Source organism: Bartonella sp. AP331QHHD (assembly GCF_042195905.1).
Lineage (GTDB): Bacteria > Pseudomonadota > Alphaproteobacteria > Rhizobiales > Rhizobiaceae > Bartonella.
Genome location: NZ_JBHIPG010000052.1, coordinates 237,371 through 259,346, shown reverse-complemented (window position 1 = coordinate 259,346; position 21,976 = coordinate 237,371). Strand labels below are relative to the sequence as shown.

Sequence of the window (21,976 nt, the reverse complement as noted above, 5' to 3'; positions counted from 1 at the left end):
ATGAATGGTAAAACGGTAAATCCATTGAGCACCTCCATCTTTACGCTTATGAAGTAACAAGCCGGCACCATCATTATATTTACCAGCTCCCAATGTTGCGACAGCCCTTGCATTAAGACGGTTCATAAGAGCCATTTTTAGTCCTTTCTTATACAAATTTTATCCACACACTCATCCCACTTGTTATGTACAAATGAGTGGTTTTAGTTGATTCAAGATAAACAGATTTGAAATGAGAGAATCTTACGTTATTCGGGATTCTAATTCAATATGAATAACGCTATATTATCATTATAAATCAATGTGTTATCTAAGGTCTGAACAACGTGATTATCGCAGCGCGTTTTCGTTCTCATCAATCCAAAATTGAGTTATTTCAGACAAGGGCTAAATGTATATTTTGGAGATTATTATAAGCCATAGGCACAATTTTTAAAAGGGGTACCCCTCTGGACGGGCTTGAAATATTGCATATTATGGAGGGCATTCGCCTGCACATGCATTTTCGTGTAGGTTGAGATTGAGCGGTTGGCCTTCTTACCGAAGCCTCTGCGTATTGTTCATGTTTTTGGTTCTAATGCAGAGGATAAAATAATCTCTGGATGTGCGCATCATAATAAGATTGATTCTACATCTGTAAAATTAGGTCGGAAAAGGCGATCATAGGGCCAACGGTGGTCAATGAGAAAAGTGTTTATGATCATGAGATTTGTGAGAGCCGTATTGAGAAAGAGTTTGCGCAAAATCTCGATAATGACTCTGATGTAAGATTGTTTTTTAAACTGCCAAGAAATTTAAAAATAGCCACTCCCATTGGTTCTTATACGCCTGATTGGGCGGTTTTTTAGAGAGGGATGGCGAACAAAAGCTTTACTTTGTGCTGGAAACAAAAGGAACGAATAGCGATTTTGATTTGCGCCTTAAAGAAATGCTGAAGATTAAATGCGGCAAGGCGCATTTTACCGCCCTTGAGACTGGTGTGGTGTTTAACGAGGCACTGGTGATGAGTTGGCGCGATTCTAAGCGGGGGGGATGGTGGTAGAGAGAGTGGGGGGCTGTGGTAGGAGTGGGCGGCACGAATGACGCTGTCTTTAGTTGTGTACCACCAAGCTAATTTTGTGCTTTGCGAAATTCGCCAAGGCTTTTGGACGTACCGCGTTTACCGCGTAATAAAATCTTATGAATATTATGCAGAAGGCGCGCAGAAATGGGTGATTGCGTGTCTAGCTTCCCAATGCCGTAATTAAGTACAGCCACATAATGAGATAGCTCTTCAATATCATCAGTCGCACTGATACTTTTTTTATTTTCAAACAATAATAGGTCAGATGGTAACGATTATGTCCTTTCTATCTGAGAAAAGAGTAGCACCGCTTGCGTATATGTACGAGTAAAAGTTAATCAACATTGGTCTGAGGTAAAAACCGCCAATTATTTCTAATACACCTAAGGATTTCATAGCTTGCTCTAACGGTTTATATAAAACCGCCCTTTTAAAAGATGGATTGGGCGGCAAATTTATTGGGATATAGGCTTTATGAATCTCTCGAACTAAGCTTTCTACTATGCAGGTCCTAAGGCGTGATTGCATATATGGTCGTATCTGTTGCTGCGTTGTGTAGGCAGAGATCCTAAACTAGGAAAGGAGGGCTGCTCTTTTAATTACAAAGGAAGAATACGGCGCGTAAGTGAAGCAAAATGTATTTTGAGGAGCAGAAGGGGTGAGGCATTTGATGTCCAGCGGGTGACGGATTAACTGGAGTATAAGTAGGCATTGCTAGGGTGGAGTTTTTAGTTAAGAATCGCGCTCCGTACGCTATAAGCTCTCTGCATCTTTCATATAGGCGTTGGATCATCGCCCAATGCAACGTAAAGGGGCTGTTTTGTCTTTAGCGTTTGTTTGGCTGCTTCTATAGTGCCGCTGGCTCTATCAGCCATTATGGTGATAATTTTCTCGTCCAAAGAATAAATCAATCGATTGCGTAATAGGGTATGTGTGCCTTTTTTGACCGTGTCTTTTTTTAAAAGCAGCTGTTACCTCGTGGCAGGGTTGGGGGTGTTTATATGATCAGCCTGCCAAAGAAATGGAAGCGTTATCGCGATAGCCACCAATAGTAGTCCAGCGATAAAGGTGGCAGCAAACTGCAATGATATAAAAGAACCAAGGACGCCGACCAAAAAGCTTCCGACCGGCGTTCCAGCATAGCCTATCACTCGAAAAGCAGAATTAGCTCGCCCGAGAAGTTGCTTTGGTGTGAGGCGCTGCCTGAAGGCGGTAACACCAATAAACCATAAGCTTGCTCCAACGCCAGCGATAAAGGTGACGCCCCATACGACGACAGCACTTTTTGAAAAGGCTGGAATCAGCAGCAAGACAACCGTTCCTAAACCGTCAGTGAGAACAGCTAGGCGCACCGGTGCATAGCGTATACGCGGTGCAAATAGGGCGCCTGCCATTGTTCCAAGCGCGTAGGCCGCAAACATCACGCCATATTGGCTGCTATGTAGGCCCAGATACCGACTGTCGGTAACGAAGAAGATGAATGAGGTTAGGAATGCTCCAAATACCACCGATAGAAAGAATGTGAGTAATGTAAGGGAGGTAAGATGCCGATTTGAAAAAATGAAACGAAAGCCGGCAATGATATAACGGAAAGTGATGTTTTCTTTATCAAGTGCTGGCGATGTCGGAACAGCACGGCGAGCGGTAAAAATCAATACGATAAAAAGCACGATTAAAAGGCCGAGAAATAGCAGGGTGCTATGCGCTAAAATGCTGCTTGTTATGACAGGGGCAAGAAAATAGGAGACCCCGAAATCTAAAAACAAGACAATAGAGTAGAAGGTCATCAATCGCTCTCCCTCCATGATAAGTGGTGGAATCGTCATTATATAAGCTTCGGCAGAAACGACGATGAATCCAGCAATGGTTGCATAGAAGAAAATTTGTTCGGCTGGAGTAATCTGTATCATAAGTAGTATGAACAGGACAATATGCAGTAGCATGAAGATGAAGAGAGCTGAGGTGGCAAGTTTTATTTTGTCGCAGCGATCAAGTAAAACGCCTGCAAGGATGCCGAAAATTGGCCACGCTAATGAGAAGAGACCTTGCGCCCAACTTACTCCGACTACGCCATATCCAGATTGTTTTGCTAATAGCGGGATGGCAGTGCGCAAAGCACCGCTGAGTAAGGCGAGCAGACTAACGGTTAGGCAAAAATAGCGTATGTTCTTGTTGGAAAAAAGCGTGAACATTCTGTTCTCCTTAAGATGCCACACAGGTTTCCACTGTTCCATCAAGTACGGCGGTTGTATTCAGCATGTTTGCGACATAGCCGTCCAAGATATTCCTATCTGCCTGAGGTAGAAGAAAATACATAAGGTTGGAATACCATTGCCAACCACGCTGAGTCAGCTGGAGATTGTTATCACTTTCTGCGATGAGACCTGCACCTATGAGCTGTTGTAGGTTATTGTATACGAAAGAGGGGAGTGCGGTCCAGTCAATTCTTTCTTTTTTGGCATAACCGTTATAAGGTAGCCTCATACACAAAGCCTTGGAGGCTTGTTGCTCTGCTGATACCCAATTGTAGTATACTTTGGATTTGCCTTTAAGTTGTATGTCGGTAATGTATCCGCTTCGACTGGGATTGGCTCGTGTGACGAGTGAGCCGAGAATCGACATTGCTGACGCCCCGAAGCCAACCACATAATCGTCATGATAACCATGCAAATATTTGTGATAGCGGAAATAATTAGCTGAACTCGTTTTAGCGAGCGTTAGAGGAGTGTTATTGGCAATTTTGATATAGGAATGCCCATTACACGGCGCATAGCCGCAGCTGCGCATAACGATGTCGCTAAATAAGCGAAGCATCTGTCGATGCTGTAGGCTGGATGGCTTTAGCCCTTTTTGTGCGTAAGACTTATGCAGTTGCGACGTGATAGCCAGATTGTTAATTGCATAGAGGTTGATGGTTTCAGGGTGAAGCTCGCTGGCTTGCTTCAAATCGTATAATAGTTCTTCGGCTTGCTGGCTGTGCATGCCATATAGTAGGTCTAAACCGACATGTCCAATTATCTCTTGTGACCAAGCTACGGTATTGTTGATTTGTTCACGTGTTGAGGTGAGGTTAAACAATGATCGGAAACGCTCAATGAAACTCTGTATACCGAAGCTGATCCGGTTAACGCCGATCTCACGGGCAGCATAAAGTTTATCACGTGTGACGCTCTTCGGTTCGCTTTCCAGTGTAAGCTCAGTTAAGGAAGAGAGCTCAAATTCGGCATGCAATACTTTTCCGATGTGGCGGATATTATCTGCAGACAAAAGCGACGGTGTGCCGCCCCCTATATAGATGCTGCGGATGGGCCCTCTAAGCGAGCGAATGAAATTTCCTTTGTTTCTGATCTCTGTGGTAAGCGCTGACATATAAGATTCGATTTGCTTAACGTGCTTGTAGGCCCCTTTCTGAAAGGGACAGAAGGAACAGATGGTTTCACAAAAGGGAATATGCAAATAAAGAGAAATAGTATGCGCTTGTGGAATCTGCTTACTGTGCGCTAGTTTATTAAAGTCTAGGTAATCGTAAAATTCATTTGAAATAGTGCGAAATAACGGATATGTGAAGTTGTAAATCAGCTTGAGTTGATCGAATTTCACAAAAGGATGATCCACGAGTTGCATAGCTTATCTCCCCCAATTTCTTAACGCGCACTATATTATTGACGGGCGACTGGTGATCCAATTATCCGAGTGTATTACCAAAGATTTTCACGGAACATAATGAATCCTCCTTTTGTAGAAGTTATATGTATTATACATATAACTCATTATATGAACAGATGAGCTTGTTTAAGAGGTAATGGAAAGATAAAAAAATGTCTATTTATAAAAGAACTTTCTCTTGCAGCCTTATGGTCTGATATTGCAATTGGTATCCTGTTTTACGTGGTCGGGCTATGGATGCCTAGGGCGAGAAAAAGCAGGGTATTTTAATGGACGTGCGGGGCATCATTGTTATGTTGCTGGGACTTGGAATTTGCGTCTGGTTATGAGATATCATTAGCGCAAAAAGATGGTTTTAAAGGTAGAGATACATTTTTTAATATCCCTGTAAAACTTCGAGAAGAGATAGAGTTATCCTATTAGAAAACATATAAATATCCAGTGTGATAATATTATCGAATTACATGACATCATCACTCTTGCACGCCATTTTGATATACTACCTAAAATCTCATTGAGATTGTGCCATGTACTGGCAAACGGGGATAGATCGCGTTTTGGTATGACTGCGGCGGAGTTACGTGCCGCATTATCTTTGCTAGAATCCAATAGGATTAGGCTTAATGGGGCGCCTTTTCATGTGGGCTCTAATTTGAATTCGACTGAGTTAATAGTATCCACCTTAACTAAAGCTGGAAAGGATATTTACGCATTGAAGGATCAAAAAAGTTTTATCAGTTTAGGCGGGGATATCCGACTTCCACAGCGTTCTGCGATGCCATGACGATCAATGACGAATACCCTCGTAAAATTTATGAGGCATTATCACAATTGGGTTGTGGTTTACATAAGCTTACGGTAATTATTGAACCTAGGCGTGTTATATCTAAAGATTATGGTTATTTATTTTCAAATATTAGCTCTATAAAAGAGCAGAATGGTACGAACTTAATTACAATCTGGGCTCTGGGGATGTGTACTCAATCTGCACAGTATCACTAGGTCAGAAGTCAAAGTATGTGAAAGCAACTGATACAAAAAAAAATTTACGATGGTGGAAGACCGACGATAAAGGACGTTAGTTCAAAGGAAATTGATATTATTGTGTTCTCATATCCTGATTTTTTGGCTTTTTAGATATAAATAACACATCTCCTAGTGGGCTGGAGACTATCAGATGTTGGATCCCGCATGGCGCAATTAGCAAAAATTCCTATCTATTGGATTTGGTATGCTCTACTGGATTCTCAGCTCTAAATATTGTGTGCGAAGAGCAATGTCAAGCGGTGGAAATTGATATAAGTGCAGAGTTTGTACCATCCGCTCAGAACAAGGTTGATAGCTCTATTATGCAGGCGATGGTTAAGTTTCATATTGGAAATGCTGAGCGTATGTCTTATCCTGAAAATACATTTACGCATATTACGGCGGGGTGAGTATTTGTAAGCACAGCTGTAAAGGCTATTCACCATCCTAGGGTGTTTACTTCTACGTGGATAACAATAGAGTTACAAAACTTGCTTCATATTAAAAGAAAAGTTTCTTTTCTTTTAATTAAGCATTGCTACAACCAAAAGGAAATTAAATATCTCGCCTTTATTATTCTCGCCAATGTTTGCTTATATATGATTATTTGAATCGGAATTAGGTTACGTACAATATGGTATTTCTCGCTGTTTTATATAAGGAGAAGGTTCGCACCGATGTATCGCGTGCAATATCAATTTTTTCACTATGATGATAGGATAGCTTTTTGAGCGCAAAGTTCTTTTACCTTGATGGATCTTATAGTATTCTTCAAAAATATCAGTTGATAATTTTTTTTCGTGTCGTTTATGCATGGGCTGATACAATAAGAATAGGACTTGATTGTTTTTAAAGTTGGTATGTTATGGATGTAAAAAATGGTAAACAAACGAAAAGTAAGAATTTTAAACCTGTTTCTCGTTTTCTCAAAAGTTTACGTGGTGTGCACAATTGGGAACAAGTTTCACAATGGCTTGCTTTCCGTAAGGTAGAGGATATTGAATGTATTACGCCTGATCAAGCAGGGGTACCACGGGGCAAGATGATGCTTTCTAAAAAATTTACATCGGAAACATCATTGGCATTGCCTTCAGCAGTTTTTATGGCAACAATTTCAGGGGATTATCCGGAAGATGGTCATGGTTTTGAATATCCTAAAGCAGATGGTGATTTACGCCTTGAGCCTGATCTTTCTACGTTAAGCATTGTTCCATGGGAAGATGCTCCTACGGCACAGGTGATTTGTGATCTTGTGTATCAAAATGGTCAGGTTGTGGATTACACACCACGCAATGTTTTACGAACAGTGGTTCATTTTTACACAAAAATGGGTTTAAGCCCTGTTGTTTCACCAGAAATTGAGTTTTATTTGGTACAAAAAAATCCCGATCCTGATTATCCGTTAGTTCCACCGGTTGGTCGTTCTGGGCGTTCAATTGGTGGTGGACAGGGGTACTCCATTGCTGGTGTTAATGAATTTGATGATTTGATTGATGATATTTATCAATTTTCAGAGGCACAAGGATTGGAAATTGATACCCTCATTCATGAAGAAGGAGCAGGTCAGTTTGAAATTAATTTACGTCATGGTGATCCTATTGAGTTAGCGGATCAAGTTTTTATGTTTAAACGAACAATTCGTGAAGCAGCACTAAAACATAATATGTATGCAACTTTTATGGCAAAACCCATTCAAGGGCAGCCGGGTTCTGCTATGCATATTCACCAATCGGTTGTTGATAAGAAAACCGGTATGAATATTTTTACACAGGAAAATGGTGAAGAAAGTATCTGTTTTCGCCATTTTATTGGTGGATTGCAAAAACATATGCCAGGGGTACTTGTGATGCTTGCACCTTATGTGAATTCTTATCGACGTCTTGTCCCTGATAATTCGGCTCCTGTTAATTTGCGATGGGGATATGATAATCGGACGACAGCTTTTCGAGTTCCCCGTTCTGCTCCTCAAGCGCGGCGTGTCGAGAATAGGCTTCCTTCATCAGATGCGAATCCTTATTTAGCCCTTGCAGCTTCTTTAGCGTGTGGTCTTATTGGTTTACAGCAAAAAATTGAGCCAGATGAGCCAGCGACAAATAATGTAAACGCTGATAATATTGAGTTGCCGCGTGGACTCATTGAGGCCGTTAATTTATTTGAACAAGATACAGCAATACGTGCTATTTTAGGGGATGTGTTTGTCAGTACTTATGCTGCAATCAAACGACAAGAGTTTGAAACTTTTATGGAAGTAATTAGTCCGTGGGAGCGTGAATATCTCCTGCTGAATGTTTAAATTTTATGACAACGATTGATGATAATCTAATTTCTCCAGGAATTTCTTGGTATGAAGATGCTTTAAGAGAACGTCCATCGTATCCTTCTTTTTGTGAAAACAGACAGTGTGATGTGGTCATTATTGGAGGCGGTTTTACGGGACTTTCAGCTGCTTATCATTTAGCCAAAGCTGGAGTGGGTGTTGTTTTGTTTGAAGCATCACGTTTTGGTGATGGCGCTTCAGGGCGCAATGGTGGTCAATTAGGAACGGGGCAACGGCAGTGGGTAGAAACATTAGAGAAAAAATATGGTTTTGAGCGCAGTAAGGTTCTGTTTGATTTAGCAGAAGAAGCTAAAAAAGATATTTTATCGTTATGCGCGATGCCTAATTGTCCTTGTGATTTGATAGGAGGACAGCTTTCTGTAACCCATAAAAAGCGTGAGCTTTTCTCTTATCAACGGCATATTGAGGCGATGCAGCGTTATGGCTATCACGCGCTTACTTTTATGGATAAGGCTGAAACATCTGAGCGACTTGGATCAACTTTTTATTGTGGTGGTATTTATGATGCGGATACCGGCCATATAAACCCCTTAAAATTGATTGTTGGGTTAGCAAAAAGAGCCCAAGATGCTGGTGCTAAGCTTTATGAGAAGTCACAAGTAACGACCGTAAGGCGCAAGGGAGACCATTGGAAAGTAATAACAGAAAAAGGCAGTGTAACAGCAGAGCATGTTTTACTTGCAACAAATGGGTATAAACTTGGTCTGGAGCGTTTTATTGAAAAAAATATTGTTTCTATTCGCTCTTATATTGGAGCAACGGACCCATTACCAAAGCATAGTTCAATTCTTATAGGGGGGGAATCGGTTGATGATTCCCGTTTTATGGTTCGCTATTTTCGCAAAAGCATTGATAATCGTCTCTTATTTGGTGGTGTAGAAAGTTATGATAATAAGCATCCTCTAAATTTAGATGAACGTATAAAACGGCAAATTGTTGAAATTTATCCTCACTTACATTCTATCAATTTAAGCCATCGGTGGGGAGCAACGGTTGCCATCACAGTTGAGCGCATGCCCTATGTTCGACAACTTTTCTCAAGGATAACTTATTGTGGTGGTTATTCAGGGCATGGCGTTATGTTGGCTCCTTTCGTGGGAAAATTATACGCAGAATGGTTAACTGGAAAATATGAACGTTTTTCCTATTTCCAAGACTTAAAGATTTCATCTTTTCCGGGGGGACGCGTTTTGCGTTATCCGCTTATATTTTTAGCAATGCGTTGGTTTTCTTTAATGGATCGCCTTTAATGGAAACATTGCTTGAAATGAAGAAAATTAATGGCTTATTTAGTATCTGTCTGCTTTAATGATGAAAGCTTTTATAAGTGATATGGAATTTCATAATCGATTAGAAAAATAAACAAGTTCATGGTGCGTAAAATTATTCCAGTTTCTTCCTTTGATTGTATTGTTTTTGGTGGCAATGGTGATCTGGCGTTGCGCAAGCTTTTGCTGGCTTTATATCATTGTCAGTGTGCTGGGCAATTCAGTGAGCCAACACGTATTATTGGGGTTTCGCGCACTTCCTTAAGTTGTGAAGAATATCAAAATTTTGTTCGCATTTCTTTAGAAAAACATATCCATCCAAAAGATCTCAATTCAACAGAACTCAATCGTTTTCTTGCACGTTTAACTTACGTTTCTGTTGATGTTACCTCAAATCGAGGGTGGGAGGATTTAGCTCTCCTTCTGTCACAAGATTCAGCAGATATTCGAGCTTTTTATTTGGCTGTTGGTTCGTCACTTTTTGCTGATATTGCGATGAAGTTGGGAAAAAATAATTTGGTGACAGCACAAACACGGATTATCATTGAAAAACCAATTGGTTGCGATGTAAAAACAGCTATTTCACTTAATGATGTATTTGCAAGCGCCTTTAATGAAGAGCAGATCTTTCGCATTGATCATTATCTTGGGAAGGAAACTGTTCAAAATTTAATGGCATTGCGGTTTGTTAATACACTTTATGAACCGCTATGGAACTCCAATTATATTGATCATGTTCAAATAACCGTTGCTGAATCTTTAGGGTTAGAGGGGCGTACAGAATACTATGAAAGCACTGGTGCTCTACGCGATATGGTTCAAAACCATATGCTACAGTTACTTTGTTTGGTTGCGATGGAAATACCATTTACCAACAGTGCTAATGCTGTGCGCGATGAAAAACTTAAAGTTTTACATTCTTTAACACCGCTTGATGTCCATAATGTAGGGCAGCATACTGTACGTGGGCAGTATCTTTCTGGTCTATCAAATGGTATATCGGTAGAGTCTTATTTTGATGATCTAGGAAGAGTGAGTAAGAGTGAAACATTTGTAGCACTTAAGGTTAAGATTGATAACTGGCGTTGGGCTAATACGCCTTTTTATTTACGAACAGGTAAGCGCATGTTCACGCGAATGTCTGAAATTGTTGTGGTTTTTAAACCTATTCCTCATAATATTTTTAATGTGGATTTAGATGAAATTTTTTCTAATCGGCTTGTAATTCGTCTCCAACCTGATGAAGGTGTAAAACAATGGTTGATGATTAAGGATCCAAGTTATGGCGGTATGCGGTTTCGTCACATTCCATTAGACATGAGTTTTGCTTCCGCATTTTCTGAACGTAATCCTGATGCTTATGAACGTTTATTAATGGATGTTATTCGTGGAGATCAAACACTGTTTATGCGTCGTGATGAAGTTGAGGCTGCTTGGCGTTGGATTGATCCAATCATTGAGGGATGGGAAGCAATAAAACAGCCTGTTCACAGTTATAACGCTGGTTCGTGGGGTCCGTCTGCTTCGATGAGCCTCATGGAACGTGATGGACGTATATGGAACAATTTAGTTTAGAGCAATAAGTATGTATAGAATGAATATTGATCGTTTAGACTTTGAAACCCCTCAGACTTTAGCTTTGGCATTAGCAGATCGAGTAGCCGCAGAGCTTAGTGTATCTGTTCTTGAGCGCAAGAGAGCAGTTTTAGCGGTGTCTGGTGGTAAAACACCAGAATTGTTTTTTCATTATTTGTCAAAAGCAGATATTGATTGGCAAAAGATCATTATCACTTTGGTCGATGAACGTTTTGTCCCTACACACGATGAACGTTCAAATGAACATATGGTACGGTGTCATTTGTTACAAAATTTTGCCGCAAAAGCACGTTTTGTAGGGCTTTATCATAAAGCAATTACTGCTGAACTTGCTGCTTTTTCAGCGGCGAGTCGTGTTAATACTTTGCCTAAACCCTTTGATGTTGTTGTTTTAGGAATGGGGGAGGATGGACATACGGCTTCTTTTTTTCCTGATGCTGATCGTTTAAAGCAAGCGCTTGATTTACGAACACAAGCACTTGTTTTACCCCTTCATGCTAAGAGTGCTGTTGAGCCAAGACTCTCACTAACTTTGCCAGTTATTATGCAATCTCGTTGCATTATTCTCCATTTCGAGGGTTTTCAGAAACGCGATTGTTTTGAGGAAGCTTGTCAAGATGGGGCTGAAACAGAAATGCCTATTCGGGCAATTTTGCGTAATTCCCCTCATCTCGTTCAGGTTTATTGGTCGCCTGCAGAAAATGAAATAAGTGAATCAAAATATGCGACACAAGGTGAATAAAACGTAATCTCTCTCAATGAATGAGGGGAAGAAACAATGAAAGGGGGAGAGAAATATGGCACTTTCCAAGACAATTGCTACAGTTACACGAAGGATTTATGAACGTTCTCGATCAACACGAGAAATTTACTTAGATCGTATTGCGAAAGCACAAGTTCATCGCCCCAAACGGAGTTTTTTAGGATGCGCCAATCAGGCTCATGGCTTTGCTGCTTGTGGTGCAATAGATAAAGAGCGTTTGAAGGGAAATATCGTTGGGAATATTGGCATTATCACGGCATATAATGATATACTTTCAGCACATCAACCTTTTGAAAAATTTCCTCACTTAATTAAAGAGTCGGCCCGTATGGTTGGTGGTGTTGCACAGGTTGCAGGTGGTGTTCCCGCGATGTGCGATGGTGTTACGCAGGGAAATGCGGGGATGGAGCTTTCCCTTTTTTCGCGTGAAGTAATTGCAATGGCAACAGCTATAAGCTTATCACACGATGTCTTTGATGCAGCATTGTATCTTGGGGTGTGTGATAAAATTGTGCCAGGTTTATTGATTGGTGCCCTAACATTTGGTCATTTACCAGGAATTTTTATAGCTGCTGGTCCTATGACAAGTGGTCAAGGTAATGATGAAAAAGCAAAGATACGTCAACTTTACGCGGAAAATAAAATAGATCGCCAAACACTTCTAGCATCGGAAGCACGTTCTTATCATGGGCCAGGAACATGTACATTTTATGGAACAGCTAACTCTAATCAGGTGATACTGGAGATGATGGGGCTTCATATGCCGGGAGCTTCTTTTATTAATGCGAATACACCGTTGCGTGATGCTTTAACAAAAGAAGCCACGAAACGTGTACTTGAAATGACAGATCTTGGTGATCATTATAGTCCACTTGGAATGATCATTGATGAGCGTTCTTTTGTGAATGCTATTGTAGGATTAAATGCAACAGGAGGTTCTACCAATCATACGATTCATTTGATTGCTATAGCTGCTGTTTGCGGTATTAAATTGACATGGCATGATATTGCAGAAATTTCATCCGTTGTGCCTCTTTTAGCGCGAATTTATCCGAATGGTTTGGCTGATATCAATCATTTTTATGCAGCAGGGGGGATAGGATTTATTATCCGCGAGCTTATTGAGGCAGGTTTGGTACATGAAGATGTTTCTACGGTTTTTGGTAAAGATCTCAATGCTTATGCAATTGAAGCAAAGCTTTCTGCTGATGGTCATGTGGTACGTGAAGCGGCTCTCAAGGAAAGTGGTGATTATAAGGTGTTAGCGGGGTGGAGAGAGCCATTTCAGCCTGAAGGGGGTATTCGCGTTTTATCGGGAGATTTGGGAACAGCTATTATAAAAGTTTCCTCTGTTAAACCAGAGTATTGGCAGATTAAAGCACCAGTCTTTGTTTTTAATGATCAAGAAGAACTACAAAAATCTTTTAAATCTGGAGCGTTGCATGATAAAGATTTTATCGCTGTTATTCGCTATCAAGGACCAAAAGCCAATGGTATGCCAGAGCTTCATAAGTTAACGACCATTTTAGGCGTTTTACAAGATCGCGGTCAAAAGGTAGCATTGATAACCGATGGTCGTATGTCAGGGGCATCAGGAAAAATTCCTGCTGCTCTCCATGTGACACCAGAAGCAGTGGATAATGGCCCCATTGCACGTTTGCAGGATGGTGACATTGTTTTCCTTGATGTTCATGGGGGTAAATTAACTCTTTTGGAAGATTTAGCAAAATTTAACGCGCGAACAACCACGCCTCCTGATCTTTCAAAAAACGAATATGGTGTTGGACGCGAACTTTTTCATGTGTTTCGTCAATCCGTTAATCGTGCAGATCAAGGGGCATCTGTTTTTATGACATGACGAATGTAAAAATGGTAAATCATATGCAATGAAACCATGCAAAATGAATTGTTACAATTCTTAGAATTTTGGTATAGGAAGATTGTGTGATCGCGCAGCAGCTTTGAGTGTATTAACCATAAGCATGGCAATTGTCATTGGTCCAACGCCTCCTGGAACAGGGGTGATCGCAGCAGCTTTTTCTTTTACGTTTTCAAAATCGACATCACCAACAAGACGTGTTTTCCCTATACCTTTTTCTGGTGCAGCAACGCGGTTAATACCGACATCAATAACAATTGCACCATTTTTCACCCAGTCTTTTTTAATCATTTGTGGGCGGCCTACAGCTGCTACTAGAATATCAGCGCTTCGACACACATCATCAAGATCTCGGGTGCGACTATGGGCAATTGTCACAGTGGCATTGGCTGCTGTTAAAAGAGCAGCCATAGGTTTTCCAACAATATTAGAGCGTCCAACAACGACAGCATCAAGTCCAGATAAATCTCGTCCACATTGTTGTTCAATCATCATCATGGCACCAGCTGGTGTGCAGGGAATAATCGCATCTTCAAGTGCATTTGCCGCGAGTTTTCCTACATTAATATAATGAAAACCATCAACATCTTTTTGGAAAGCAACGGCTTGTGTTATGCGATTTGTATTCATATGGGTAGGGAGAGGCAGCTGTACCAAAATACCATGAATTTTAGGATCAGAATTTAATGTTGCAATAAGTTGTAGCAGTTCTTTTTCTTGGGTTTCTTTGGAAACGACATGTTTGATTGAAAGAAACCCACATTCTTCGGCTTTTTTATTTTTTGAGGCGACATATACTTGACTTGCGGGATCATCTCCAACAATAATAACAGCGATGCTAGGTTGTATATTATAGTGACGGCGGAGCTTTGTTGTTTCGGCCTTAACTTTTATGATAATCTCTTCAGCAAGTTTTTTTCCGTCGATAATGTTATTCATTCAGAGATCCTTTCGGTAAGGCTGTTTGTTTTTTTGTAAAGCATTTTCTAATGATACGATAGAGTTTTATAGCAATAACGGTAAGAATGGTTTGATAAGGTTGTGGATTTATAGTTTTAGAAGACTTTTAAATAATTGCTTTATAAAGAAGCAGCAACATTGCTGTTTGAATAAACTTTGGATAAAGAATAAAAATAATGAAGATATAAATATATAAGGCGAATTATAAGGATATAAAAAACCTTTTAACGATCATTTAATTTTGTATTTAATCTGTTATAGGGGGATAACTGCAGAGGGATATTGTGCGCATCAGAATAATAAAATTTTTGAGCGGAATTTTTATTACAATTATCTTTTTATTTGGAGTGGGGATTCTCGTTTTACCTTATCTTATTTCTACAGATGCGATTCGTATTCGTTTAGCGCAGGATTTAAGTGCATGGACGGGTTACAATGTGCAATTGCGTGATCCACCGCGGTTACATCTTTTTCCTTATCCTAAAGCATTTCTTTCTGGCGTTACTTTAACATCAAAAATGGATGATGTTGCGCCATTAATGGAAGCTGAATCAATAGAAGTTGATCTTTCTGTCGTCGATCTTCTTTGGGGACATATTTCTTTTTCAGAGACGCGGATTATGCGTCCTCAATTTGTTATAGAAAAGCCTGTTAAAACAATAGCAGATTTTTTTGATCGGTTTTCTCGCTCACAAGGTGCATTAGGATTGGCAATACGCAATGCGCGTGAAATATTAAAAAATAATCCTGAACATCCAGAGCTAGAGCATCTTTTGAAACAACCTTTTGGGAGGATTGTTATTGAAAATGGAGTTCTTGTGTATCACGATAGTTTTTCGGGAGTCGCAGAAAAAATAACAGGATTAAATGCAACTTTAGATTGGGCTGAATCGACTCAGGAAGTACGGTTGCGTGCAGATGCTCGTTGGCGTGGAGAATTTACAAAGTTATCAATTGATGCTTCTCAAGCATTGCTGCTTCTTGCAGGAGGAAAAAGCCAGATTAAGGCAAGTCTCAATTCTGTGCGTGGGGGAATAACGTTTACAGGACAGGCTCGGTTATCTGAATATTATATTTTTGATGGAAAGGTATCGATGCGTTCTCCGGGATGGAATCAGACATTGTCTTGGATTGGTGGGAATCAGTTTTGGGGACATAAATTAAAAATACCCATTGTATGGGAATCTCATTTTTTAGCGCAACCAATGCATATCCAAATGAACAATGTTACCTTTACGATGGGGCAAACTAATGCACGTGGGGCTTTAGAACTTGATTTTCAAGATTCTGTACCAAATATTATGGGCTCTTTAGCATTTGATAACTTAGATTCTAGCACTTTGGGCTCAATGTTTTTTTCAAGCAAAAAGAAAAATTCATTTTTTGATATGACAAATTTTGATTGTATTGGGGTGGATGTACGACTTTCTGCACCACAAACTAAAATAGGGAATATTTCACTCACAAATTTAGCTGCTGCAATACAAATAAAAAATGGGCATGGTATTTTTGATCTTGGGCATGCGAATATTTGGGGTGGATCCATTCAAAGTAATATTGAAGTTACGCCAGTTGGACAGAAAGTGCGTATTGGAGGAAATATTTCAGGTGCTTCTATTGATATGCAGGAAGCTCTAGAAGCTTTAGGATTTATTCCATTTATACAAAGCAAAACGAATTTTACCGCAACGATACAGACACTGGCTGATTCTTGGATGGAAGTTTTTACAAAAATGCAGAGTGAATTAACATTAAAGATGTCTTCTGGTCGGCTATTAGGGTATGATTTGAATGAATTACAAACAAGACTTTCAAACAAACAACAATTTCTTTTAACAAATGATGATTCTCTCTCCACAACTTTTGATCACTGGGATATCCAGACAAGCTTTTCAGAAGGTGTGATGAAAGTGACAGAGTCATTGATGCATACAGCAAACTTGAGTTTATCCATTCAGGGAGCTATTGCAACTGCTATTTCTCAAGGGAATCAGAATGAATTGATACTACAGGCACAATTACGAAAAAATTATAGATCAGACACTTTATGTAAAGATGTTCAATGCCTTGCTAACAGCCTTGCATGGCCTTTTACATTTTCTCTGAGCTCTAAAGGACAAGATCGTGGTAATTTTTTAATTACAAAAGACACTGATACAGATTGAGTATTATTTTTCGTCTATACAACATTTTATTTTATAATTATAACTCATCCGTTTACAATTTAAAGTTGTTTTTAAACTTAAATAAGAAATTCCACTATCGTAAGATTCTCTCATTTTAAATCTATTCGTGATAAAGTCATAAAAATCGTCCTCTACGTTATAAGCGTGGTTGGTATGTCGATAAACGAGTGAAGAGAGGAAGAACAACGCTTCTTATAAAATCTTTTAAATACAAGAGATTCATAATATTGATGCAAGTCTTAGAAGGTTGCTAACAATATTTTGTTACACTAAATTTTTAAGGGATGTCGGTCAGTGCTTATTGAATCTCAGAAGAAATACCATAGCCATCTTTGGTAACTGTATGCTTCCCATCTGCTCCAACAGAACCAATTCCCACTGTAATCAAAATAAAGGCTAAGAGGGTTGTAATCGTAATAATTGTAGCTTTTTTAGCAGACATATTTTTCCTCCACGGATGCATCAATGACTGAATGCAAAGATGAATGGTGCATTATTTAAACTTTTATGAAAGCAGAATCACTTAAGGATCTATAAGTTCCTATTATTATCTCATAAAGCTAAAAAAACTCTATAATTCTTTAATATATTATAGTTCTATAGATATAATTTTTTCTTTTTGCTATATATTTTTCTTCATTTTCTCGATGACGATAGTGAGCATTGGCAAAATTTTTATGCGCATAAATTATAAACTTAAAAGATTATTCATTCGACAGACATTGGCTTTGAATGAAGAAATAAAGATAGAGGGGGCACAAGCTTTTTATCTTGTGCATGTTTTGCGGATGAAAGAAGGAGCAGAAATTTTACTTTTTAATGGACAGGATGGTGAGTGGCTTGCTAAACTTATCATTGTTAAGAAAAAATTTGTTGTGGTTCAGCTTATCCATCAAGAAAGATTACAAACGACGCATTCCAATCTTATTTATTGCTTTGCTCCACTCAAAAACGCGCGGTTGGATTATATGGTGCAGAAAGCTGTTGAAATGGGGGTATCGATTTTGCAGCCTGTTATAACGCATCATACGCAGGTTACGCGTATCAATATGGCGCGTATGGAAGCCAATGTTATTGAAGCTTCTGAACAGTGTGGAATTTTATCTCTTCCTGAATGCGTATCTGCTCTATCATTAGCAGAACTTTTAGCACAGTGGGATGAGACACAGCCTTTATTCTTTTGTGATGAAGAGCATAAATCGCATAATCCATTACCTTCTTTTAAAAAGCGTGACGTTACAACACCTGGTATTCTTATTGGACCGGAAGGTGGCTTTAGTGAAGAAGAGCGGAGCTTTTTAAAAAAACATCCTTTTGTGGTTCCAATATCACTAGGTCCGCGTATTTTACGCGCTGATACTGCCGCTGTTGCTGCTTTGGCTCTTCTTAATGCTACCGTGGGGGATTGGGCAATGGATTGAGAAATCTGTAAAATCATTCTAAACAATTTATTTAAGATAATGATACCAATTATAGGATACGGTAAGTTATGGCGCTTGATATAACTGATGAAAGTGAAATTTATAACTTAGATTCTTTGGTTAGCTATTTCCAAGGGGGGTATAAAGCAGAAGATGATTGGCGCATTGGTACAGAACATGAAAAATTTCCGTTTTATAGAGATGGTTTTCACCCTGTTCCTTATGAAGGAGAGAGGGGAATCCGAGCGCTTTTAGAGAGGATGCAAAGCGCCTTAGGATGGAAACCTATTTTAGATGAAGAGAATATTATTGGGCTCGTAGGATCAGTTGATCAGGGAGCCATTTCTTTGGAACCTGGGGGACAATTTGAATTATCTGGTGCACCATTAAAATCAGTAAGCCATACATATTACGAGTTGATGGAGCATTTAACTCTTCTCAAAAAAATTGCAGAACCATTAGGTATAGGTTTTCTAGGTCTTGGAGCTAGTCCAAAGTGGACTTTAGCTGAAACGCCGCGAATGCCTAAATCACGTTATCAGATTATGACTGATTATATGCCTAAAGTGGGGTATAATGGTCTTAATATGATGTATCGCACATCAACAGTTCAGGTTAATCTTGATTTTTCATCTGAAAGTGATATGCGGCGAAAAATGCAAGTATCCATGAAGTTACAGTCCATTGCAACGGCATTATTTGCAAGTTCGCCCTTTACAGAAGGGCGCCCAAATGGCTTTTTATCGTGGCGTTCTGAAATTTGGCGTAATACTGATAATCAGAGGACAGGCGTTCTGCCCTTTGTATTTTCTGAGCGTTTTGGTTTTGCTGATTATGTTGAATGGGCCCTTGATGTTCCAATGTATTTTGTTGTGCGTGATGGTCGTTATTATGATTGTACACACATAACGTTTCGTCAGTTTATGAATGGAGCATTAAAAGGACAAGTTGCAAATTCAATTCCAAACATGGGAGATTGGATTAATCACTTATCAACGTTATTTCCTGAAGTCCGCTTAAAAAGATTTTTAGAAATGAGGGGAGCTGATTGTGGTTCTTGGAAGCGCATTTGTGCGTTGTCGGCTTTTTGGGTTGGGCTTCTTTATGATAGGGAAGCACTTAATGAGGCAGAGGCTTTGACAAAAGATTGGTGTTTTGAAGAAGTTTTAGAGTTGCGCCAACGCGTTCCTAAAGAAGGGTTAAGAACTCCTTTTCGTCAAACTATTCTTTTAGAGTTAGCACGTCAAGCTCTCGCTATTGCTCGCAAAGGCTTAAAAAATCGCAAACAGTATGATACGAATGGTTTTGATGAAACAAATTTTCTTAATCCTCTAGAAGAGGTTGTTGCAATGGGACAAACAGATGCTGAAAAATTTTTGTCCCATTACTATTCTATTTGGAATGAGTCGGTAGAACCTTTATTTTTAGAATGTGCCTATTAAATTTGAAGTAAAGATACTTCCTACTTTTTTAAAAATGCATATAACCGTGGTGGTTCATTCACTCATTTGCTCTAGAGAGCATATCCTACCTTGCTTTTAACATTTCTCATAACGGAAAGGATACAATACAAAAATTTCTTGGGGAGTGTGATTTTTATACCCAATAATATCACGATATTTCTGTAATCATAATGTTGTCCCTTTGTACAAAAGATAGTTCATAAGAGATAAAGCTTATTATCAAACATTTTTTATTCACTTGGCTAAGCCTACTTATGAATAGGTCTGAAAATTATATTTTTTACTTTTAAAAGGGATAAAAAATATAATTTGCGGTTAATAGTCAATTATTATAATTCAATATACGATGCTTATATGAAAGAGTATTTTATTATACAAAAATTACGATATCAATCTTTCAGTGCGCTAAAAAGACAGTAGAAAAAATACCGATAGATCTATGTATGTATAACTCAATTTTATTTTTATAAAAAAAAGAAATATATTATGTAAATAGATAGAAATAAAGATTATTATATATAATGAATGTGTTAATTACATCATTAAATATTGATAAATAAAAAATATTATCTTCATAGAGTTATATGAAATTATAAGCTATTCATAGATAAGAAATAACTATTTGTATGCAAAGGGGTATTATATTAAAATACTATTACTCTTGATAAAGAGGCACGAGATAAAGAGATTGAGCTTGTAACGAATGAGTGTTTGAATACGCACAAAAATTCAAAAAAGCACAACATTTCTATAGCAGAATAATCTTTATCAGTATGAGCGCAACTTATTATAGGCAATTAATTATCCCCATACATTGTAAATCTACTGTAAGACTGCTTTTAATGCTTTAAACTGTACTATTCATAAAATTTATAATATTTGTAGGCTTAAAGCCTCTCATTGTAATCATATATCCTCAGTCTTTTCCATTGTTTTCATTATCTAGAAATTTGTAATCGTCTTTGTTATGCTCCACTAGGATAAGCAGCTTTAAAATGTGCTCGTCCTTCATCCGTAATGGCATCACGCCTCTGTAAACCAGATGTTTTTCTTTCCTTTATTGAATTTGCAAACAAATGGGATTGTTTTTCATCATGAACAGTTACAGAGATTCAACGTTTTTATAAAGATACCGTGGAAAGCATTGACCTGTATCTATTGCATCTAGATTAGGCAAATTCTTAGCTATCAATACAGAAAAAACGCTTCGTGCTCCTATGCCTGTAATTTGTATCATCCTATTTTCAACTTTTTGTCCTATCAGGACTATACGAGGCATTTGGTAAATTCCATCGTTGAGATTCCGATTATAATAAAACCACTGTTGCGTAAAAGGATGATATGAACTCTGAGTGAGGCATGCCTCTTCAAATTCAAAAACCTTTCCTCTTATTAGTTATTGCGTAACATTATAACTCCAACTTATCTTTTTTATATCTAAAGTGACAAAATTATCTATAGCACGTGCACGTGTTGTTCGATCAGTATATGAATAGGTATCGTTAAAACGTTTTACTGCGCTATTATAAAAAGCAATCATATTATTTATATTTTCTGCTCAAGCTCCGCCCTCCAATGTTGCGGCAGCTCTTGCATTAAGATGTTTCATAAGAGGTCTTTCTACTCCTTTCTTATACATTTTTACTCATACGCCAGCCCTGCTTGTGACGTGCAAGCAAATGATTTTGATTGATTCAAGATAAACAGGTTTGAAATGAGAGAATCTTACGTTATTCGGGACTCTCATTTAATATGCAAAACAGTAAATTATGATTATAAATCAACATGTTGTATTTCAAAGACTTTTTATGACTATAAAAAGAGTTTTGAAAAATAAAAAAGCTTTCATTGAGAGCAAAGAAAGAATATATAAAAAGTATTTTCAATAAAATAATTATATTTGAAGTGCTGATCAAAGCTATTGAGAGTGCAGTCCATAAAATGAGCAGAAGTAGCTTGTTGGTGTATTTTCTAGAAAAATCATGAATGTTCGATTGTTAATTCATCCTTGCTTGGAAAGCTCGCTTCAGTTCAAATAGAAAAAGAGAGAGGTAAGGAGATTTATAGAATAAGATATGCTGTAATTATTCAGTATTAAGATGCAATGAATGTTGCTTATATTTCTCTTTTTTAACTATTTTATGAGAGTGAAAATTTAAAGAATAAAAAAATAATTTTATTTATTTTCTTTAAACAGTTATTAGTAGATAAAAAATTCTCTTTTAATCTATAAATTAAAAAAATAATGATTTTGTAAAAGCCTTGTAAGCTTTATAGGTTAATTTTAAATATCATGCATTGATTTTGAATTATGCAGATTATTTATGTCAACCATAATAATAGTGAG

The 21,976-nt window shown here is 38.3% G+C and carries 17 protein-coding genes and 2 pseudogenes; 12 read left to right on the top strand and 7 right to left on the bottom strand.

The genetic code is table 11. The annotated features are described in order from the left end of the window. Positions 1-135 (bottom strand): annotated as a pseudogene (locus ACFIMS_RS06670) (DUF4102 domain-containing protein); the annotation flags it as partial. Positions 136-674: 539 nt separating this feature from the next. On the opposite strand from ACFIMS_RS06670, the gene ACFIMS_RS06665 reads away from it, so the two are divergent. Then, positions 675-848, top strand: a complete 174-nt coding sequence (locus tag ACFIMS_RS06665; RefSeq protein WP_375612064.1) for a hypothetical protein — start codon at positions 675-677, stop codon at positions 846-848. Then, entirely contained in the window at positions 833-1,042 is a 210-nt protein-coding gene (locus tag ACFIMS_RS06660) for a hypothetical protein (RefSeq protein ID WP_375612065.1), read from the top strand. The genes ACFIMS_RS06665 and ACFIMS_RS06660 overlap by 16 nt, the downstream gene beginning before the upstream one ends. A gap of 68 nt (positions 1,043-1,110) precedes the next feature. On the opposite strand, the gene ACFIMS_RS06655 is transcribed toward ACFIMS_RS06660, so the two are convergent. From ACFIMS_RS06655 to ACFIMS_RS06645, 3 genes are all read right to left on the bottom strand, one after another. After that, complete coding sequence (locus tag ACFIMS_RS06655) at positions 1,111-1,257, bottom strand: hypothetical protein (RefSeq protein WP_273787870.1); 147 nt, start codon at positions 1,255-1,257, stop codon at positions 1,111-1,113. Positions 1,258-2,034: 777 nt separating this feature from the next. Next, on the bottom strand, positions 2,035-3,255 hold the full coding sequence (locus ACFIMS_RS06650; protein WP_375696514.1) for an MFS transporter: 1,221 nt from the start codon (positions 3,253-3,255) through the stop codon (positions 2,035-2,037). Between the two features lie 10 nt (positions 3,256-3,265). After that, entirely contained in the window at positions 3,266-4,687 is a 1,422-nt protein-coding gene (locus ACFIMS_RS06645; protein WP_375668498.1) for a coproporphyrinogen-III oxidase family protein, read from the bottom strand. 460 nt (positions 4,688-5,147) lie between these two features. On the opposite strand from ACFIMS_RS06645, the gene ACFIMS_RS06640 reads away from it, so the two are divergent. From ACFIMS_RS06640 to edd, 7 genes are all read left to right on the top strand, one after another. Continuing rightward, positions 5,148-5,513, top strand: a complete 366-nt coding sequence (locus tag ACFIMS_RS06640; protein WP_375681072.1) for a hypothetical protein — start codon at positions 5,148-5,150, stop codon at positions 5,511-5,513. A 355-nt stretch (positions 5,514-5,868) separates the two neighbouring features. Continuing rightward, entirely contained in the window at positions 5,869-6,165 is a 297-nt protein-coding gene (locus ACFIMS_RS06635; RefSeq protein WP_375629834.1) for a class I SAM-dependent methyltransferase, read from the top strand. A 455-nt stretch (positions 6,166-6,620) separates the two neighbouring features. Next, entirely contained in the window at positions 6,621-8,048 is a 1,428-nt protein-coding gene (locus tag ACFIMS_RS06630) for a glutamine synthetase family protein (protein ID WP_375681144.1), read from the top strand. 5 nt (positions 8,049-8,053) lie between these two features. Beyond that, the gene (locus ACFIMS_RS06625; protein WP_375681145.1) at positions 8,054-9,343 is read left to right on the top strand and encodes an NAD(P)/FAD-dependent oxidoreductase; all 1,290 of its coding nucleotides are present in this window, start codon (positions 8,054-8,056) and stop codon (positions 9,341-9,343) included. Between the two features lie 120 nt (positions 9,344-9,463). Beyond that, positions 9,464-10,936 (top strand): glucose-6-phosphate dehydrogenase, encoded by a 1,473-nt coding sequence (gene zwf / locus ACFIMS_RS06620; RefSeq protein WP_375696513.1) that lies wholly within the window; start codon positions 9,464-9,466, stop codon positions 10,934-10,936. A gap of 10 nt (positions 10,937-10,946) precedes the next feature. Then, the gene (gene pgl, locus ACFIMS_RS06615) at positions 10,947-11,699 is read left to right on the top strand and encodes a 6-phosphogluconolactonase (RefSeq protein ID WP_375616357.1); all 753 of its coding nucleotides are present in this window, start codon (positions 10,947-10,949) and stop codon (positions 11,697-11,699) included. A 55-nt stretch (positions 11,700-11,754) separates the two neighbouring features. Beyond that, positions 11,755-13,578 carry a phosphogluconate dehydratase gene (edd, locus tag ACFIMS_RS06610; RefSeq protein WP_375681146.1) on the top strand — a complete coding sequence of 608 codons (1,824 nt, stop codon included), beginning with the start codon at positions 11,755-11,757 and terminating at the stop codon, positions 13,576-13,578. A gap of 60 nt (positions 13,579-13,638) precedes the next feature. Here edd and folD read toward each other — a convergent pair whose 3' ends face one another. Then, entirely contained in the window at positions 13,639-14,538 is a 900-nt protein-coding gene (gene folD, locus ACFIMS_RS06605) for a bifunctional methylenetetrahydrofolate dehydrogenase/methenyltetrahydrofolate cyclohydrolase FolD (protein ID WP_375616355.1), read from the bottom strand. A gap of 305 nt (positions 14,539-14,843) precedes the next feature. Here folD and ACFIMS_RS06600 point away from each other — a divergent pair, with 305 nt between their 5' ends. Next, on the top strand, positions 14,844-16,724 hold the full coding sequence (locus ACFIMS_RS06600; RefSeq protein WP_375696512.1) for an AsmA family protein: 1,881 nt from the start codon (positions 14,844-14,846) through the stop codon (positions 16,722-16,724). Between the two features lie 319 nt (positions 16,725-17,043). Here the strand turns inward: ACFIMS_RS06600 and ACFIMS_RS06595 are convergent, their stop codons facing one another. Then, on the bottom strand, positions 17,044-17,187 hold the full coding sequence (locus ACFIMS_RS06595; RefSeq protein WP_375606448.1) for a hypothetical protein: 144 nt from the start codon (positions 17,185-17,187) through the stop codon (positions 17,044-17,046). A gap of 235 nt (positions 17,188-17,422) precedes the next feature. On the opposite strand from ACFIMS_RS06595, the gene ACFIMS_RS06590 reads away from it, so the two are divergent. Together ACFIMS_RS06590 and ACFIMS_RS06585 are read left to right on the top strand one after the other, a co-directional pair. Beyond that, positions 17,423-18,166 carry a 16S rRNA (uracil(1498)-N(3))-methyltransferase gene (locus ACFIMS_RS06590; RefSeq protein WP_375696511.1) on the top strand — a complete coding sequence of 248 codons (744 nt, stop codon included), beginning with the start codon at positions 17,423-17,425 and terminating at the stop codon, positions 18,164-18,166. Between the two features lie 68 nt (positions 18,167-18,234). Further along, on the top strand, positions 18,235-19,608 hold the full coding sequence (locus ACFIMS_RS06585) for a glutamate--cysteine ligase (RefSeq protein ID WP_375612076.1): 1,374 nt from the start codon (positions 18,235-18,237) through the stop codon (positions 19,606-19,608). Positions 19,609-20,603: 995 nt separating this feature from the next. On the opposite strand, the pseudogene ACFIMS_RS06580 reads toward ACFIMS_RS06585, so the two are convergent. Continuing rightward, positions 20,604-21,187 (bottom strand): annotated as a pseudogene (locus tag ACFIMS_RS06580) (type ISP restriction/modification enzyme); the annotation flags it as partial. Positions 21,188-21,976 lie beyond the last annotated feature (789 nt).

Excerpts from the sequence above, each read along its gene's own strand:
- ACFIMS_RS06650 (WP_375696514.1), bottom strand. The coding sequence starts at position 3,255 with ATGTTCACGCTTTTTTCCAACAAGAACATACGCTATTTTTGCCTAACC.
- ACFIMS_RS06645 (WP_375668498.1), bottom strand. The coding sequence starts at position 4,687 with ATGCAACTCGTGGATCATCCTTTTGTGAAATTCGATCAACTCAAGCTG.
- ACFIMS_RS06630 (WP_375681144.1), top strand. The coding sequence starts at position 6,621 with ATGGATGTAAAAAATGGTAAACAAACGAAAAGTAAGAATTTTAAACCT.
- ACFIMS_RS06625 (WP_375681145.1), top strand. The coding sequence starts at position 8,054 with ATGACAACGATTGATGATAATCTAATTTCTCCAGGAATTTCTTGGTAT.
- zwf (WP_375696513.1), top strand. The coding sequence starts at position 9,464 with ATGGTGCGTAAAATTATTCCAGTTTCTTCCTTTGATTGTATTGTTTTT.
- pgl (WP_375616357.1), top strand. The coding sequence starts at position 10,947 with ATGTATAGAATGAATATTGATCGTTTAGACTTTGAAACCCCTCAGACT.
- edd (WP_375681146.1), top strand. The coding sequence starts at position 11,755 with ATGGCACTTTCCAAGACAATTGCTACAGTTACACGAAGGATTTATGAA.
- folD (WP_375616355.1), bottom strand. The coding sequence starts at position 14,538 with ATGAATAACATTATCGACGGAAAAAAACTTGCTGAAGAGATTATCATA.
- ACFIMS_RS06595 (WP_375606448.1), bottom strand. The coding sequence starts at position 17,187 with ATGTCTGCTAAAAAAGCTACAATTATTACGATTACAACCCTCTTAGCC.
- ACFIMS_RS06590 (WP_375696511.1), top strand. The coding sequence starts at position 17,423 with ATGCGCATAAATTATAAACTTAAAAGATTATTCATTCGACAGACATTG.
- ACFIMS_RS06585 (WP_375612076.1), top strand. The coding sequence starts at position 18,235 with ATGGCGCTTGATATAACTGATGAAAGTGAAATTTATAACTTAGATTCT.